The organism is Sphingopyxis sp. NJF-3 (assembly GCF_053514865.1).
Window position 1 is genome coordinate 1,278,917 of the sequence record NZ_CM130726.1, and the last position, 16,231, is coordinate 1,295,147.

At 67.4% G+C, this 16,231-nt stretch carries 16 protein-coding genes and 1 tRNA gene; 14 read left to right on the plus strand and 3 right to left on the minus strand.

Annotation, left to right across the window (positions count from 1 at the left end):
• Positions 1-109: 109 nt before the first annotated feature.
• On the plus strand, positions 110-856 hold the full coding sequence (locus ACOTSS_RS06020) for an SIMPL domain-containing protein (protein ID WP_448690606.1): 747 nt from the start codon (positions 110-112) through the stop codon (positions 854-856).
• Positions 857-955: 99 nt separating this feature from the next.
• On the opposite strand, the gene ACOTSS_RS06025 is transcribed toward ACOTSS_RS06020, so the two are convergent.
• Positions 956-1,636 carry a prolyl hydroxylase family protein gene (locus ACOTSS_RS06025; RefSeq protein WP_448690607.1) on the minus strand — a complete coding sequence of 227 codons (681 nt, stop codon included), beginning with the start codon at positions 1,634-1,636 and terminating at the stop codon, positions 956-958.
• A 105-nt stretch (positions 1,637-1,741) separates the two neighbouring features.
• Here ACOTSS_RS06025 and ACOTSS_RS06030 point away from each other — a divergent pair.
• From ACOTSS_RS06030 to ACOTSS_RS06040, 3 genes are all read left to right on the plus strand, one after another.
• Positions 1,742-1,818 (plus strand) — tRNA-His (locus tag ACOTSS_RS06030).
• A 98-nt stretch (positions 1,819-1,916) separates the two neighbouring features.
• Positions 1,917-2,966: a Glu/Leu/Phe/Val family dehydrogenase gene (locus tag ACOTSS_RS06035; RefSeq protein ID WP_448690608.1), complete on the plus strand. Its 1,050-nt coding sequence runs from the start codon at positions 1,917-1,919 to the stop codon at positions 2,964-2,966.
• Between the two features lie 141 nt (positions 2,967-3,107).
• On the plus strand, positions 3,108-3,461 hold the full coding sequence (locus ACOTSS_RS06040; RefSeq protein ID WP_448690609.1) for a YbaN family protein: 354 nt from the start codon (positions 3,108-3,110) through the stop codon (positions 3,459-3,461).
• 34 nt (positions 3,462-3,495) lie between these two features.
• On the opposite strand, the gene ACOTSS_RS06045 is transcribed toward ACOTSS_RS06040, so the two are convergent.
• Positions 3,496-6,051 (minus strand): TonB-dependent receptor plug domain-containing protein, encoded by a 2,556-nt coding sequence (locus ACOTSS_RS06045; protein WP_448690610.1) that lies wholly within the window; start codon positions 6,049-6,051, stop codon positions 3,496-3,498.
• Between the two features lie 417 nt (positions 6,052-6,468).
• On the opposite strand from ACOTSS_RS06045, the gene ccmC reads away from it, so the two are divergent.
• The 10 genes from ccmC to ACOTSS_RS06095 all read left to right on the plus strand — a co-directional run bounded on the left by ccmC (position 6,469) and on the right by ACOTSS_RS06095 (position 15,032).
• Positions 6,469-7,209: a heme ABC transporter permease CcmC gene (gene ccmC / locus ACOTSS_RS06050; protein ID WP_448690611.1), complete on the plus strand. Its 741-nt coding sequence runs from the start codon at positions 6,469-6,471 to the stop codon at positions 7,207-7,209.
• Between the two features lie 4 nt (positions 7,210-7,213).
• A complete protein-coding gene (locus ACOTSS_RS06055; RefSeq protein WP_448690612.1) occupies positions 7,214-7,369 on the plus strand; it encodes a hypothetical protein in 156 nt (51 codons plus the stop codon).
• Positions 7,366-7,803 (plus strand): cytochrome c maturation protein CcmE, encoded by a 438-nt coding sequence (ccmE, locus tag ACOTSS_RS06060; RefSeq protein ID WP_448690613.1) that lies wholly within the window; start codon positions 7,366-7,368, stop codon positions 7,801-7,803. Before ACOTSS_RS06055 ends, ccmE begins: the two co-directional genes overlap by 4 nt.
• A gap of 133 nt (positions 7,804-7,936) precedes the next feature.
• The gene (locus ACOTSS_RS06065) at positions 7,937-9,907 is read left to right on the plus strand and encodes a heme lyase CcmF/NrfE family subunit (protein WP_448690614.1); all 1,971 of its coding nucleotides are present in this window, start codon (positions 7,937-7,939) and stop codon (positions 9,905-9,907) included.
• Complete coding sequence (locus ACOTSS_RS06070; protein ID WP_448690615.1) at positions 9,904-10,434, plus strand: DsbE family thiol:disulfide interchange protein; 531 nt, start codon at positions 9,904-9,906, stop codon at positions 10,432-10,434. The genes ACOTSS_RS06065 and ACOTSS_RS06070 overlap by 4 nt, the downstream gene beginning before the upstream one ends.
• Positions 10,435-10,559: 125 nt before the next feature.
• Positions 10,560-10,961, plus strand: coding sequence for a cytochrome c-type biogenesis protein (locus ACOTSS_RS06075; RefSeq protein ID WP_448690616.1), 402 nt, complete (start codon positions 10,560-10,562; stop codon positions 10,959-10,961).
• Positions 10,958-11,608, plus strand: coding sequence for a tetratricopeptide repeat protein (locus ACOTSS_RS06080; RefSeq protein ID WP_448690617.1), 651 nt, complete (start codon positions 10,958-10,960; stop codon positions 11,606-11,608). Before ACOTSS_RS06075 ends, ACOTSS_RS06080 begins: the two co-directional genes overlap by 4 nt.
• Before the next feature lie 45 nt (positions 11,609-11,653).
• Complete coding sequence (locus tag ACOTSS_RS06085; RefSeq protein WP_448690618.1) at positions 11,654-13,612, plus strand: potassium transporter Kup; 1,959 nt, start codon at positions 11,654-11,656, stop codon at positions 13,610-13,612.
• 122 nt (positions 13,613-13,734) lie between these two features.
• The gene (locus ACOTSS_RS06090; protein ID WP_448690619.1) at positions 13,735-14,514 is read left to right on the plus strand and encodes a hypothetical protein; all 780 of its coding nucleotides are present in this window, start codon (positions 13,735-13,737) and stop codon (positions 14,512-14,514) included.
• Entirely contained in the window at positions 14,511-15,032 is a 522-nt protein-coding gene (locus ACOTSS_RS06095; RefSeq protein WP_448690620.1) for an AHH domain-containing protein, read from the plus strand. Before ACOTSS_RS06090 ends, ACOTSS_RS06095 begins: the two co-directional genes overlap by 4 nt.
• A gap of 99 nt (positions 15,033-15,131) precedes the next feature.
• Here ACOTSS_RS06095 and ACOTSS_RS06100 read toward each other — a convergent pair whose 3' ends face one another.
• Positions 15,132-16,103 (minus strand): NAD(P)H-dependent flavin oxidoreductase, encoded by a 972-nt coding sequence (locus tag ACOTSS_RS06100; protein WP_448690621.1) that lies wholly within the window; start codon positions 16,101-16,103, stop codon positions 15,132-15,134.
• Positions 16,104-16,231: the final 128 nt, after the last annotated feature.

A 16,231-nucleotide genomic window follows, 5' to 3' on the forward strand; every position in this document is an offset into this window, starting at 1 on the left:
TCAGCATCATGCAAGCGCCGTCGCGGCAAAGGGCGGAACGGCTCCGCTCCGTCAGCGTTACGGGGTGGAGATCATCACGGACCGGAAGTCCGGCGCACAGGAGATTGAAATGACGAAGTCCATGTTCACCGCTATGGCCGGCGGGCTGGCGTTGCTCGCCGCGACGCCCGCGCTTGCGCAGCAAGGAGGAACGACGGTGACGACAGCGACGCAGCAGGGCCCGATCCTGAGCTTCACGGTCAACGAGGAGGTGCGCGCGCGCCCCGACCAGGCGACCGTCGGCGCAGGGGTGACCACGACCGCGCCGACCGCGGTCGCGGCGATGCAGGCCAATGCCGCGGCGATGGACAAGCTGATCGCGGCCGCCAAGGCGAAGGGCATCAAGGCCGAGGATATCCAGACGAGCGGCATCAACCTGTCGCCGCAGTATGACTATAACAACCGTGGCGACGGCCAGCCGCCGCGCTTCCTGGGCTATCAGGTGTCGAACAGCGTGCGCGCGACGACGGGCAATATCGCCGACATCGGGCCGCTGCTCGACGCGCTGGTCGCAGCGGGCGGAACCAATGTCGACGGGCCGTGGTTCGGCATGAAGGACGCCGATGCGATGCTGGTCGGCGCACGCGGCGCGGCGATCAAGGCGGCCGAGGCGAAGGCGCAGGACTATGCCAGGCTCGCGGGCTTCCGCGGCGCCGAGCTGGTGTCGATCGGCGAGGGCAGCTTCGGCGGGCCGCAGCCGCCGATGCCGATGGTCCGGATGCAGGCGATGGACGCGGCCGGGAAATCGACGCCGGTCGAGCCGGGACAGGTCGGCAACACGCTGACGCTGAGCTTTCAGTATCGGCTGATGCGGTAAGAACCAGTCTCGTCATCCCGGCGAAGGCCGGGATCTCGCCGCCGCGTTATGACGCCAGGTCGAGACCCCGGCCTTCGCCGGGGTGACGATCTACGGGGTTCACCCCAATTCCCCCTCCGCCCACGGCCACGGCCGTTCGCGGAACCATTTGGTGATGATATATTTGCGCCCCTTGCGCACCTTCATCCCGTGGTGGAGCGTGTCGGCGTTGGGTTCGCCGTCCGCGCCGACATTGTTCCAGGCGAGCAGCTTTCCGGTTTCGGGCTGGTGCATCTTGCCCGTCGCGAGAAAGCGCGTCGCGCCGCCGGCGGCGGGCTGGTTCAGATAGACCATCAGCGTCCAGCTCCGCTGGCCGGGCACCGCGCAATAGGTGTCCCAGTCGGCGCCGTGCGGATCGAAATAGTCGGTGTGCGCCTTGAACTCCTGCCCGACGTCGTAGCGCTGGCCCTGCAGCGGTTCGCCATATTCGAGCGGGATGCCGGTGAGGCCGTGAAGCTTCGCATTGACCGCGCGGACGAGCGGGTCGCGGTGGTCGAGGTCGCAGGTCGTGCTGGTGCGGAACGCCGCGTCGCCGTTGGGATCGGCGATCGTCGACGGGCGGACGTCGCGGTCGATCCGCGCGATCAGTTCGGCGCAGGTTTCGGCGTCGAGGAAGCCCGCGAGCATGAACTGCTGGAGCTTCGGGGTCGGCGCGCGGCGGATGCCCGGAACGGCGGCGAGCCGCCCGGCGGCGCGGTCGGCGAGCGAGGTCGCCATGTCGACGAGGCTGGTTGCGGCCATGGCGCGCTTTTAGGCGCGGCGCGGCGTGCGAACAATGCTTGACGAAGAAGGGCGTGCCGCCTATCGCCCGCGCGGCTTGCGGCGGCATGTCTGCCCGGCCTTGTGGCGATCGTAGCTCAGTTGGTTAGAGCACCGGTTTGTGGTACCGGGGGTCGTGGGTTCAAGTCCCATCGGTCGCCCCATTTTCCCATCATGCGAGACTTTGCACCTTTGGCGTGACTCCGCGTATGCGTTGCTTTATTACGTCATCACGTAATTTTTGAACGCGAAGGGTCAAGCCATGTCCGCAGTCTGGGATTTCGCCGATTTCGACGATCACGAGCATGTCCACATGTTCCGCGACCGGGCGAGCGGATTGACAGGGGTGATCGCGGTCCATTCGACCCACCTCGGCCCCGGCGCGGGGGGCGTGCGTTACTGGCATTATCCGCAGCGCGCCGCGGCGATCACCGACGCGCTGCGCCTGTCGCGCGGGATGAGCTACAAGAATGCGATGGCGGGCCTGCCGATGGGCGGCGGCAAGGGCGTGATCCTGGCCGATGAGGGCGGGGCGAAGACCCCCGAACTGCTCGCGGCGTTCGGGCGCGCGGTCGAGTCGCTCGGCGGCGCCTATGTGACCGCCGAGGATGTCGGCATCACCGACGCCGACATGGTCGAGATCGCGAAGCACACCAAACATGTCAGCGGCCTGCCGGTGGCGAGCGGCGAGGCGGGCGGCGACCCCGGCCCGCTGACCGCGCTCGGCGTCTATCTGGGCATCAAGGCGGCGATCCGCGAGGGTTTGAAGACCGACAGCGCGAAGGGCGTGCGGATCGCGATCCAGGGCGTCGGCAGCGTCGGCGGCGGGGTCGCGCGGCGGCTGGCGGCCGAGGGCGCGAAGCTGACCCTCGCCGACGTCAACCTCGCGCGGGCGAAGGCGCTCGCCGACGAGCTCGGCGCCGAGCTGGCCGATTCGGCGGCGATCATGGAGATCGAGGCCGACGTGCTGAGCCCCAATGCGCTGGGCGCGATCCTGACCGAGGCGAGCATCGCGAAGCTCAATGTGCCGATCGTCGCGGGCGGCGCGAACAACCAGCTTGCGACCGCCGCCGACGGCCAGCGCATCCACGACCGCGGGATCGTCTATGCCCCCGACTATGTGATCAACGCGGGCGGCATCATCAATGTGGCGCTCGAATATCTGGGGCAAGGAAGCCGCGAAGAGGTCGAGAGCCGGATCGGCCTGATCCCCGGCCGGCTCGCCGAGATCTGGGCCGAGAGCAGGGCGAGCGGCACGCCCGCCGCTGCGGTGGCCGACCGGATGGCGCAAAAGCTGATCGGGCGGGGGTAAGCTTATCCATCAACTCGTCATCCCGGCGAAGGCCGGGATCTCCACTTTGCGTTGTGACGCTGCGGCGAGATCCCGGCCTTCGCCGGGATGACCGAATTGGCGGCTGGCGCGGGCTATGATTTCCGCTAAGTCCGTTGCCGCATGAAGCGGCACTTCTATCTCGTCAGTGGCTGGGCGTCGCTTGGGCTCGGGGCGCTCGGCGCGTTCCTGCCGCTGCTGCCGACGGTGCCGTTCGTGATCCTCGCCGCCTTCTGCTTCGCGCGCTCGTCGCCGCGGCTCGAGGCGTGGCTGGTGACGCATCCGCAGTTCGGCCATCATATCGTCGCGTGGCGCGAGAAGGGCGCGATCAGCCGCAAGGGAAAGGTCGCCGCGACCGCAGCCTTCGCGCTGAGCATCGTGCTCGCCGCGATCTTTTCGCCCTGGCCGTGGGTGATGGCGCCGGTGATCGCCGCCGCGGTCACCGGAAGCTGGATATGGACGAGGCCGGAAGCATAGCTCCCGGCCTCGCCGTTTTCATGCTGTCGCCGCGTCAGAAATCGACCGACACGCGCCCGTAGACGAAGCGGCCGCTGAAGCCGAAGGGCGAGAAGGACGAATAGGGCAGATAGGCGTTGTTGAGCCCGTAATCATAGCCGCCCACGACGCCGTAGGGCATGCGGTCGGGATATTCGTCGAGCAGGTTGTTCGCGCCGACCGCGAGCTGGACCGCCTCGACCGGACGGAAGCGCGCTTCCAGATCGACGACCCATTTCGGCGACAGGGTGATGTCGCCCGGGGCGTCGCCCCTGGCGATCGCGATGTCGCCGCTCGGCCCCGGAATGAACACCGATCCGTAGCGGTTGCCGCGCAGCGTCAGCCCGGCCGGACCCGATTCCCAGTCGAGCCCGACGTTGAGCTTGTTCGACGGCTGGCCGTCGGTCAGGCGCAGGCTTTCAGGCCGCGCGAACAGGCGTCCGGCGGTAAAGCCGCTGAAGGTGCGCCGGTCGGTGATCTTGGTGTCGTTGAGGTTGTAGCCCGCGGTCAGCGTCAGCTTGCCGATGCCCATGTCGGGCAGGCGATAGCTGGCGACGATGTCGAGCCCCTGGGTGCGCGTGTCGATGCCGTTGATGAAGAAACGCGCCGACGAGCCCGGAACCCCCGCATCCTGCAGAATCTGCTGGACGTCGGCACCCTGCAGATTCTCGGTCAGCGTGATGCGGTCCTTGATCTTGATCCGGTAGTAATCGACCGTGACGTTGAGCCCCGGGACCATGGTGAACACGACACCACCGCCGAAGTTCACCGATTTCTCGGGCTTGAGCGGTTCGGCGCCAAGAGCGACCGCTATGGGCGAGCCCACCGGGAAGGTGCCGACCTCGACCAGTCCGACGCCGGTCAGATTGACCGTCGAGGTGGTCGAGAAGAACTGCTGCGCCATGCCCGGCGCGCGGAAGCCGGTCGACACCGAACCGCGCAGGGCGAGGCCGTCGACGGGTTCGAAGCGCGCCGCGACCTTGCCGTTCACCGTGTCGCCGAAGTCCGAGAAATGCTCGTAGCGGCCGGCGACCTGGACGTTGAACATGTCGCTGAGGTCCGCGTCGAGCTCGACATAGCCCGCGAAGCTGTCGCGCGAGGCATCGACTTCGGAGCTGGGCAGGAAGCCGCCGAACACCTGCGAACCGACCCCGGCGCCGTTCGTGTAGAAATAGGGGCCGACCGCATAGCTCGCGGGTTCGCCCGCAACGATCTTGTAATTCTCGTTCCGCCATTCGGCGCCGAGCGCGAGCGAAGTGTCGCCGAGCCCGAGGTCGAGATCGCGCTGAGCGTCGAAATTCACCGCGGTTTGGCCGTAACGCATGCCGCCCGCGTCGAACTTGCGGGGGCTGTGATCGCCGCCGAGCGAGACATTGACGCTGTTCTCCACGCCATAGTCGAGCCGGTTCGAGCCGTAATTGAGCGACAGGTCGAGGTTCCAGCCGCCGGCCTCTCCGCGCAGGCCGCCCGCGACCGCGATGTCGTGGATGGTGCTGGTGATGACGGGCAGATAGCCGTCCTCGTAGATCGGCGCGCCGCCATTGTCCCAGTCGGCGTTGCGCGCGTCGAGCGCGCGGCGATAGAAGCCGGCGCCGTTGGCGTCGCGCACGCCATAGCTGCCGAAGCTGTAAAGCTCCCACCCGCCGACATCCATGCCGGCGTTGTAGAAGAAGTTCATATCCTTCGATTCGCCGTCGCCGAAGCGGTGCCAGAAGCGGTCGATGGTCGTCTCACGCGGGTCGCCCGCCGCGGCATAGTTGCGGCGCAGGTCGGCGCCCGAACGGTTGGTCGGCGAGCGATCCTTATATTCGGCGGTGAAGTTCAGATAGCCGTTGTCGCCGACCGGCAGGCCGATGTTGGTCGCCATGGTCAGCGTGCCGCCGTCGCGGCGCTTGCGGTCGGAGTCGGTGAGGGTGACGACGGGATTGTCCGAAGCGCCGGTGGTCGGCGCGACGCTGGCGACGTTTTTCACATCCTCCATCGTCGTGATATATTTGCCGTAGGTGATCTGCGCCTGGCCGCCGACGCTCTTTTTGAGCTGGATGTTGATCACGCCCGCGATCGCGTCGGAGCCATATTGCGACGATGCGCCGTCGCGCAGCACTTCGATCCGCTCGATCGCGATCGGCGGGATGGTGTTCATGTCGACCCCCGACGAGCCGCGGCCGACCGAACCGTTGAGATTGAGCAGCGACGAAAGATGGCGGCGCTTGCCGTTGACGAGGACGAGTACCTGGTCGGGCGCGAGGCCGCGCAGCGTCGCGGGGCGCAGCGAATCGGTGCCGTCGGTCAGCGACGGCTGCGGAAAGTTGAACGAGGGGACGAGCTGATTGAGCAGCCGGTTGGTTTCGGTCGACCCGCTGTTGGCGAGCGAATCCGCCGAGATGACGTCGATCGGCACGCTGCTGTCGGCGATGGTGCGGTCGGTGCGGCGGGTGCCGGTGACGATGATCAGCGAGTCGGCATCGTCGGCGGTCGCGCCGGCGTCCTGCGCGGCGGCGGGCACGGCCCAGCCGGTGGTGGCGAGCGCGGTGGTGATGGCGAGGACGGAGAGGGGATGTGAGGTTCGCATGCTAAGCTCCCTGTTTTTGCGAATGAGCCCGCATCTAAAGTCCGCGCTGGACTCCGCCATTGCTACCCCTTTTCGACGAGCGGGCCGCGAAATGTTACATTTTGGCGATAGCTGTGGTAATTGTGCAACATTAGGTGCGAGGGTTCATGGCATTATATTTCGCAATGAGCGATTTCACTCTTTGGAAATCGTCATGCTGAACTTGCTTCAGCATCCATGACCATCACTCTCGGCCGCCGCTGCGCTTGATGCGAGGTCGGGCCATGGACCCTGAAACAAGTTCAGGGTGACGAGGAAGAAGTGGCTGGTCTGATCGGAGACCGGGTGTTTGCATCCCAGTCCCTTTACGGGGACCACGGGGAGCCCACGCCATAATGCTGGACCGCCGCGGCGCCGTCGCCTAAGGCTGCGCGCGCGATGCACGCCTATGCGAACCCCACCCGATTCCTGGCCATTGCCCGACCATTGACTCCCTGGCTGCTGGGCCTGGGTCTCGCGTTGCTGCTGGTCGGCGCGTGGGCGGGGCTGGCGCTGGTGCCCGGCGACTACAAGCAGGGCGAGACCGCGCGCATCCTCTATGTCCATGTGCCCTCGGCCTGGCTCGGCATGGGCGGCTGGACCGCGCTCGCGGTCGCAGGGCTCGTCCAGCTCGTCTGGCGCCACCCGCTCGCCGGGATCGCGGCGCGCGCGATCGCGGTGCCGGGGATGGTCTTCACCGCGCTCTGCCTCGCCACCGGCTCGATCTGGGGCAAGCCGACCTGGGGCACCTGGTGGGAATGGGACGGGCGGATGACCTCGATGCTCGTCCTCCTCTTTCTCTATGCGGGCTTCGTCGCGCTGACGATGGGCGACGAGAGCCAGCGGCAAGGCGGGACGCTGTCGCGCGGTGCGGCCGTCTATGCGCTGGTCGGCGCGGTCAACATTCCGATCATCAACCGCAGCGTCGTGTGGTGGAACAGCCTGCATCAGGGGCCGAGCATCACCATGCGCGGTTCGTCGATCGACGGCGCGCTGCTGTGGCCGCTGGGCTTGACCTTGCTCGGCTTTTCGCTGTTATTCGGCGCCATAGTGCTGATGCGGATGCGGCGGATCATCGCCGACAATCGCGTCGCGTCGCGGCTGCGGCGAATGGCCGACGACGACGAGGGGGGAGTCTGACGTCGTGACGGGGGTGATCAGCGGGGGCGGCCAATGGGCCTATGTCGCGGCCGCCTATGGCCTGACCGCGCTGCTGACCGGCGTGGTGCTATGGCATAGCTGGCGGGCGATGACGAAGGCCGAGAAGCGCAGCGATGCGCTGCGAAGGGACCGCACATGAAACCCAAGCATCAGCGGCTGATCCTGGCGCTCGTCGCGCTGGTGGGCGTCGCGGGCGCCGGCGTGCTCGGCGCGAGCGCGCTGCGCGACGAGGCGGCCTATTTCCGCACCCCCACCGAGGTCAAGGCGGGCAAGGCCGAGGTCGGCGAGCCGATGCGGCTGGGCGGCATGGTCGCCGCGGGCAGCATCAAGCGCCAGAGCGACGGGGTGACGATCCGCTTCGTCGCGACCGACGGCAAGGCCTCGGTCCCCGTGCAGTTCACCGGCATCGTCCCCGACCTGTTCGCCGAAAATTCGGGCATGGTCGCCGATGGCCGGATGCGCGCCGACGGCGTGTTCGTCGCCGACCGCATCCTCGCCAAGCACGACGAACGCTACATGCCGCCGCAGATGGGCGAGATGCCGAAGAATATGAAGCTGGTGCCGGGGGAATGATCGCCATCGAGTTTCCGTCATTGCGAGCGAAGCGAAGCAATCTCCAGCTTGCGGCCTGTGATGACGATGGCTGGAGATTGCTTCGTCGCTACGCGCCTCGCAAGGACAAGAACCTGTTTTACGGTGCAACCGCATGATCGCCGAACTCGGCCTCGCGCTCCTGTGGATGGCGGCGGCGCTGGCATGCCTGTCGCTCGTCGCGGGGGCGCTGTTCCTGCGTGGCGGACCGAAGGATCTGGCGTCGCTGGTGCGGCCGGCGAGCGTCGCGCAGGGGGTGCTGACCGCCGCGGCGTTCGGCCTGCTGATCGCGCTGTTCGTGCGCTCGGACATGTCGGTCGAGCTCGTCGCGCGCAACAGCCACAGCCTGAAGCCGATGCTGTTCAAGATCGCGGGCGCGTGGGGCAATCACGAAGGGTCGATGCTGCTGTGGCTGACGATCCTCGGCCTGTCGGGCGCGCTCGTCGCGATCTTCGAGAAGCGGCTGCGACAGGATACGCTGGTCGCGACCCTCGCGGCGCAGGCGGCGCTCAGCCTCGGTTTCTTCGCCTTTCTTCTCTTCTCTTCCAATCCTTTCAAGCGACTGCCGGTGGCGCCGCCCGACGGGCAGGGGCTCAACCCCTTGCTTCAGGATCCGGGTCTCGCCTTCCACCCGCCGACGCTCTACGTCGGCTATGTCGGGCTGTCGGTCGCGTTCAGCTTCGCGGTCGGGGCGCTGGTGACGCGCGAGATCGGACCCGCCTTCGCGCGCGCGATGCGGCCGTGGGTGCTGGGGAGCTGGATATTCCTGACGCTGGGGATCACCGCGGGCAGCTATTGGGCCTATTATGAGCTTGGCTGGGGCGGCTGGTGGTTCTGGGATCCGGTCGAGAATGTGTCGCTGGTGCCGTGGCTCGCGGGCGCGGCGCTGCTCCATTCGGTCGCGGTGACCGCGACGCGCAATGCGTTGCGCGCATGGACGGTGATGCTCGCGGTGATCGGCTTCTCGATGTCGATGGTCGGCACCTTCATCGTGCGATCCGGGCTGCTCACCAGCGTCCACAGCTTCGCGGTCGATCCCGAGCGCGGCACCTTCCTGCTCGTGCTGATGGCGATCTATATCGGCGGGGCGCTGGCGCTGTTCGCGCTGCGCGCGGGCACCGTCGCCGAGGGCAAGAAATTCGCGCTGCTGAGCCGCGAGGGCTCGCTCGTCATCAACAATCTGCTGCTGACGACGATCCTCGCGCTCGTGCTCCTGGGGACGCTCTATCCGATCGTCGCCGAGGCGATGGGCGAGAAGATTTCGGTCGGGCCGCCCTATTACAACAAGGTCGCGGGGCCGCTCGCGCTGACCCTGTGCCTCGTCATGGTCGCGGGGCCGCTGCTCGCTTGGCGCCGCGACGACGGCAAGCGGCTGTGGTCGCGGCTGCCGCTCGCTGTACTGGCCGGCGCGCTCGTGCTGTTCGGGCTCGTGCTGTTCGGCGGATCGGTGCGCATCCTGCCGCTGCTCGGGATGACGGTCGCGGCGGTGGTGGCGGTCGCGAGCCTCGCGCCGCTGTGGGGCCGCAACCTCCGCCGCACGCCGCTGCCGACCTGGGGCATGGTGATCGCGCATTTCGGCGTCGCGGTCGCGCTCGCGGGGATGGCGGCGGAAAGCGCCTTCATCAAGGAACGGCTCGTCGCCGCGGCGCCGGGCGAGACGGTGAAGGTCGATGATTTTGCGGTGAAGTTCGTCGGAGTGCGGCCGGTCGCCGGGCCGAACTATACCGCGATCGAAGGAACGCTGGTCGCGACCACCGGATCGGGCGACAGCTTCACATTGCGCCCCGAGGCACGCACCTTTCCCGGGCTGATGGGCAGCGCGCCGACCGAAACCAACGAGGCGGCGCTGCTGACGCGGCCGGGCGGACAGCTCTATGCGGTGCTGGGACAGCCGGTGACCTCGGAGGATGGAACGGCCGACCGCTATCAGCTGCGGCTGTGGTGGAAGCCGCTGGTGTGGTGGATCTGGCTCGGCGGGGCGCTGATCGCGATCGGCGCGGCGCTGTCGATGCTCGGGCGCGCGCAGTTGCTCGCGATCTGGCGCGCGCACCGGTCGAGGAAAGCACAGGAGCGTTTCGCGCCATGAGGAACCGCTGGATCCTGTTCGTGCCGCTGGCGATCATGGCGCTGCTGTTCGGTGCCTTCATCTATCGGCTGACGACCCCCAACGACACGCTGATCCAATCGCAGTGGATCGACAAGCCGATGCCGCTGTTCGACCTGCCGCCCGCGACCGCGGGGGTCGAGGGATTGAAGAGCAGTCAACTCGCCGATGGGCGGCCGCGGCTGGTCAATGTCTTCGCGAGCTGGTGCATCCCGTGCCGCGCCGAGGCGCCGCAGCTCGAAGCACTGAAGCGGGCCGGGGTGCCGATCGACGGCATCGCGATCCGCGACCGGCCCGACGACGTCGCCGCTTTCCTCAATGAATTCGGCAATCCGTTCGATCGTATCGGGTCCGATCAGCAGAGCAGCGTCCAGATCGCGCTCGGATCGTCGGGGGTGCCCGAGACTTTCCTGATCGACGGCAAGGGCGTCATCCGCGAGCAGATTCAGGGCGTGATCCTGGCTGGCGACGTGCCGGGGATCATCGCGAAGCTGGAGGCGATGAAGTGAGCGGGGCATCGGACCTCTCATCGTGTGTCCCCGCGAAGGCGGGGACCCAGGGCACGACGGCGCCGACGCGGTTCATTGCCGCTCTGGGCTCCCGCCTTCGCGGGAGCACACTGGTTTTTCTAACGATGCTGTTTGGCGTTCTCGGTCCTCCGGCGGTCGCGCAGGACCGCTTGCCGCCGGCGCCCTATGCCTATCAGCAGCTCAACGATCCCGCGAAGGAGGCGAAGGCCAAGGCGCTGATGGAGACGCTGCGCTGCCTCGTCTGCCAGGGACAGTCGATCGCCGACAGCGACGCGCCGCTCGCGGGCGACATGCGGCACGAGGTGCGCAGCAAGATCGCGGCGGGCGAAAGCCCCGATGCGATCCGCAAATGGCTCGTCGCGCGCTACGGCAATTGGGTAAGCTACGATCCGCCCTTCGACGCGGCGACGGCACTGCTCTGGCTCGGACCTCTGCTGTTCCTCGGCGTGGGGGGCTGGCTCGCTTTCGGGCGCTTCCGCCGCGGCAACGCGGAGGACGAGGCGTGATCTGGCTGTGGATCACGCTCGCCGCGGCGCTGACCGCCGGCGGCATGATGTGGCTGGGACGACTGCCCGCGGCGGCGCGGCCGCTCGCGGCGGCGGCGCTGATGCTCGGCCTCGCCGGCTATGCGCTGCAAGGCAGCCCCGCGCTGCCCGGCAAACCGGTGATACAGCCCGAGGAACCCGAAGGTTTTGGGGAGGCCATTACCGATCGGCGGCAGGGGATGAGCGAACGCTTCGGTCCCGCCGCCCAGTGGCTCGCCATGTCCGACGGCTTCGCGCGCACCGGCAAGACCGCGCTCGCGGCGCAGACGCTGGAAAAGGGGCTGGAGAAATACCCCGACAATGTCGACCTTTGGGTCGGGCTCGGCAACGCGCTCGTCGCGCATGGCGGCGGGATGATGTCGCCATCGGCGGCGCTCGCCTTCGATGAAGCGGCAAAGCGCGATCCCGCGCACCCCGCGCCGCCCTTCTTCGCCGGGCTTGCGATGGCGCAGAGCGGCGACCTCAAGGGCGCGAATGCGGTGTGGAGCGACCTGCTCGCGCGCAGTCCTGCCGATGCGCCGTGGCGCGCCGACCTCGAAATGCGGCTCGCGCAGCTTCGCCAGGCGATGGGACCCGAGCTTCCCGCCGAGGCTCCGCGCGGGCCGTGAACGGGCTCTATTCTATTTGCGCAGGCTCGTCTAAAGCGCGGCGCCATGACTGCTGAGTCGCAACAGGTGGCGGCAGGCGCGGACAGCGCCGCGACCGCCGCCGATACGGGCCATTCGGGCCACACCCATCACGGCGACGGCAAGCTGAAGCTTGCGGTCGGCGCGGTCGGCGTGGTGTTCGGCGACATCGGGACCAGCCCGCTCTACGCCTTTCGCGAAACCTTTGCCGGGCATCATTCGATCGACGCCGACCGGCTGCACATCTATGGTGTGCTGAGCCTCGTCTTCTGGTCGATGATGCTGGTCGTCACCTTCAAATATGTGCTGACGATCATGAAAGCCGACAACAAGGGCGAGGGGGGCAGCCTCGCGCTGCTCGCGCTGATCAGCCGCTCGTCGGGCGACAAGAGATGGACCTGGCCGATCGTGCTGCTCGGCGTGTTCGCGACGGCGCTCTTCTATGGCGACAGCATGATCACGCCGGCGATGTCGGTGCTCTCGGCGACCGAGGGGCTCAGCTACGTCAACGAAGGATTCCAGCCCTATATCGTGCCGATCGCGCTCGCGATCCTGATCGGTCTGTTCGCGCTCCAGTCGCACGGAACGGCAAAGGTCGGGGCGCTCTTCGGCCCGATCATGCTCGGCTATTTCCTGATGCTCGCGGTGCTGGGGGTGATGCATATCGTCGATCATCCGACGATCATCTGGGCGACGATCAATCCGGTCAACGCGCTGCGTTTCTTCTATCTCGACGGTTTCACCGCCTTCATCGCGCTCGGCGCGGTGGTGCTTGCGGTGACGGGGGCCGAGGCGCTCTATGCCGACATGGGGCATTTCGGCCGCGCGCCGATCGGCCTGTCGTGGCTGTGCTTCGTGCTGCCCGCGCTCATGCTCAACTATATGGGGCAGGGCGCGATGGTGCTCGAGGCCGACATGGGGGCCCGGCTTGGATTGATCCAGGACCCCTTCTTTCTGATGATGCCCGACGCATGGCGCGTGCCGATCGTCATCCTTGCGCTGCTCGCGACGATCATCGCGAGCCAGGCGGTGATTTCGGGCGCCTTCTCGCTGACCCAGCAGGCGATCCAGCTCGGCTTCATGCCGCGGCTGCGCGTCGAGCATACGAGCGCGTCGGCGCAGGGGCAGATCTATATCCCGGTGGTCAACTGGGGGCTGATGGTGATGGTGACTCTGCTCGTCCTGTTCTTCGGATCGTCGAGCAATCTCGCCGCGGCCTATGGCATCGCGGTGACCGGCGCCATGTTCATCGACACCTGCCTGATGTCGGTCGTGCTGTTCGCTCTGTGGAAATGGCCGGCGTGGAAGGCGGTGCCGCTGCTCGCAATCTTCTTCGTCGTCGACATCGCCTATTTCGGCGCGAATCTGATCAAGGTGCCCGACGGCGGCTGGGTGCCGCTGGCGATCGGCCTGACCATCTTCACCATGCTGACCACCTGGTCGCGCGGGCGCAAGCTGATGCAGCAGCAGATGGCCGAGGGCGCGATGCCGATTCCGGTGTTCGTCAAATCGGCCGCGAACAGCGCGACGCGCGTGCCGGGGACCGCGGTGTTCATGACCTCGTCGTCGGACGGCGTCCCGCACGCGCTGCTCCACAATCTGAAGCACAACAAGGTGCTGCACGAGCGCATCATCCTGCTGACGATCAAGATCGCCGACGTCCCCTTCGTCCGCGAGGCCGACCATTGCGCACTCGACGATCTGGGGCAGGGTTTTCACCGCCTGATCCTGAAATATGGCTTCATGCAGCCGGTCGACGTGCCCGCGGCGCTGAACCGCGTCGGGGGATGCGGCGGCGAGTTCAAGATGCTGGAAACGAGCTTTTTCCTGTCGCGCCAGACCTTGATCGCAGCCAAGTCGCCTGGGATGCCGATCTGGCGCGAGAAATTGTTCGCGTGGATGCTGCGCAATTCGGAAAGCGCGATGGAATATTTCCGCCTGCCGACCAATCGCGTCGTCGAACTGGGCAGCCAGGTCGCGATCTGAGCGCCGCGCGCCACTCCGAAACGGACATAATTAGCGTTTGAACATTCCGGGCCGTCTTGCGATGCACGGGGCAACGGACAAAGGTCTACCTGCCCATGCCAGCCGGCGATAGCGATGCCCAGATGCCACCGGGTCTGCCGGACCCCTTCGTCCTGATCGCGGGGGCGCCGCGCGGGCTGGCGTCGCCCGCCGCGGCCGAGGCCGCGATCCGCCGCATGGGGCTGCAGCCGCAACGCATCGGCCCGGCTTCGGGCGAGGCGCCCCGCTTTCGCCTGGCCTTCGGATCGACGACGGCGATCGCGGGGCGGGCCGACGCCGCAACGCTTGCCGCGGCCGATCCGACCGATTCCGCTAACAGCTCGCTGGCGTGCGCGCTGCCAACGGACTGGCGCGACGGCGATTGCTGCTGGATCGTGCGGCCGGGCGACGGGAGCGCTGTCGAAGCGCCGGCCGCCTGGATGCGCGATTATTTCAAGCTCGTCGCGCTGCTGGTCGATCTGTTCGATGCGAGCCATATCTATTGGTCGCCGGCGCGGCTCTGGTCCGATGCACCGCAGTTCCGCGCCGCCATCGCCGAGATGCTGACGAGCGGCATGCCGCCGGTGCTCCATCTCGTCGCCTTCCGCCGGCGCGGGGCGGGGCCGGACGAGCGCGTCGCGACGCGCGGCCTCGCGTTGTTCGGCGGCCAGGAGCTCGAGGCGGGCATTCCCGCCGGCTGGACGATGGCCGACATGGTGAAGCGGCTCGCGCGGCTCGCGCTCGATGTGATGCTCCACGGACCGGTCACCGGCGCGCAAAATGCGCGCGGGCTGGAGGGGAGCGAGATCATCCGCCTGATCCCCGAATCCGGCGACGGAGGGGCGCCGGCGACCGTTCGCGTCGATTTCGGCCGGCACGGATGACCGGGCTTCGTCTCCGCCGGGTGCCGCGTTCGCGGGGCTGGCAGGGGGCGGTGCCGCCGCGAGACGGGTTTCAGCGGCATCATCTGATCCCGGTCGCGCTGCTCCGCCAGCCGCAGATGGCGGCGCTGTTCGACGCGCTGCGCGCCGAGGATTTCACGCTCCACCGCTTCGACCTCAACGGGATAGTGCTGCCCGCGTGCGAGCGCTTCGCGCTGCAATCGGGCCATGCGCTGCACCGCGGGCCGCACTATGCCTATAGCGACGTCATCGCCGCGCGGGTCGAGCGCGTCCGCGCGCATTTCGTTGCGCAGGCACCCGGCGATCCGCGTGCGGCGCGGCGCACCGCGGTGATGCGGCTGCGGCTGCTGCAGGACACGATGCGGCGTGCGCTGACCGACCGCCATGGCGGCGGTTTCTGGCTCAATCGGCGCGACCCGATGCGACTGTTCGCCGACCGGCCCTATCTGGACGATGCGATCGAGCGGTTGTTCGGAGGATCGGCGCTCACGGCCGCCTAGAGTGCGTTCGGTTTTGATGGAATCAAAACCGGCACTCTAGATTCTTGTTTTACCGTGTTTTCCGAGTCGTCAGGTGATTCCACCTGACTTGAAAACACTCTAGCCGATATATTTGTCCTGCAGCTCGCGCCAGGCGTCGCGATACTGGGCAGAAAGTTCGGCGACGAATTCGGCGACCGGGCGGACGCCCGAGACCGAGCCGATGCCCTGGCCCGACCCCCAGATGTCTTTCCACGCCTTGGCCTTGGTGTTGCCGCCCGATCCGAAGTTCATCGTCTTGAGGTCGCCCTCGGGCAGATTGTCGGGGTCCATCCCCGCCGCGACGATCGACTGGCGGAGATAGTTGCCGTGCACCCCGGTGAAGAGGTTCGAATAGACGATGTCGCCCGCGCGCCCCGCGACGATGCCGTCCTTGTAGCCCTGGTCGGCATTGGCTTCGGCAGTCGCGATGAAGGCGCTGCCGATATAGGCGAGGTCGGCGCCGCACGCCTGCGCGGCGAGGATCGAGCGACCATGCGCGATCGCGCCCGACAGCGCGACCGGGCCGTCGAACCAGCTGCGGATTTCCTGCACCAGCGCGAAGGGCGACTGGGTGCCCGCATGGCCGCCGGCGCCCGAGGCGACGGGGATCAACCCGTCGGCGCCCTTTTCGACCGCCTTGCGCGCGAACCGATCGTCGATGACGTCGTGGAGGGTGATGCCGCCCCAATTGTGCACCGCCTGGTTGAGCTCCTCGCGCGCGCCGAGCGAGGTGATGGTGATCGGCACCTTCCATTTCTCGCAGGTCGCGATGTCGGCTTCGAGCCGGTCGTTCGAGCGGTGGACGATCTGGTTGACCGCGAAGGGCGCCGAGAGCCGGTCGGGATTGTCGCGGTCCCACGCCGCCAGCTCCTCGGTGATCCGGTGGAGCCATTCGTCGAGCAGCGGTTGCGGGCGGGCGTTGAGCGCCGGAAAGCTGCCGACGATCCCCGCCTTGCACTGCGCGATAACGAGATCGGGCCCCGAGACGATGAAGAGGGGCGAGCCGATGACGGGCAGGCGCAGGCGGTCGAAGATCGCGGGAAGGGCCATGAATCACTCTCCGGTTGCGGATTTGACGTGACCTTAACGTAAACGGAAGGTGTGGCAAGGGGGAGGTTGAACGAGTAAACTGCGTTGAAGCGGATGCCGGCTTTGGGGTGGGGAGCGGACGTTGCGTC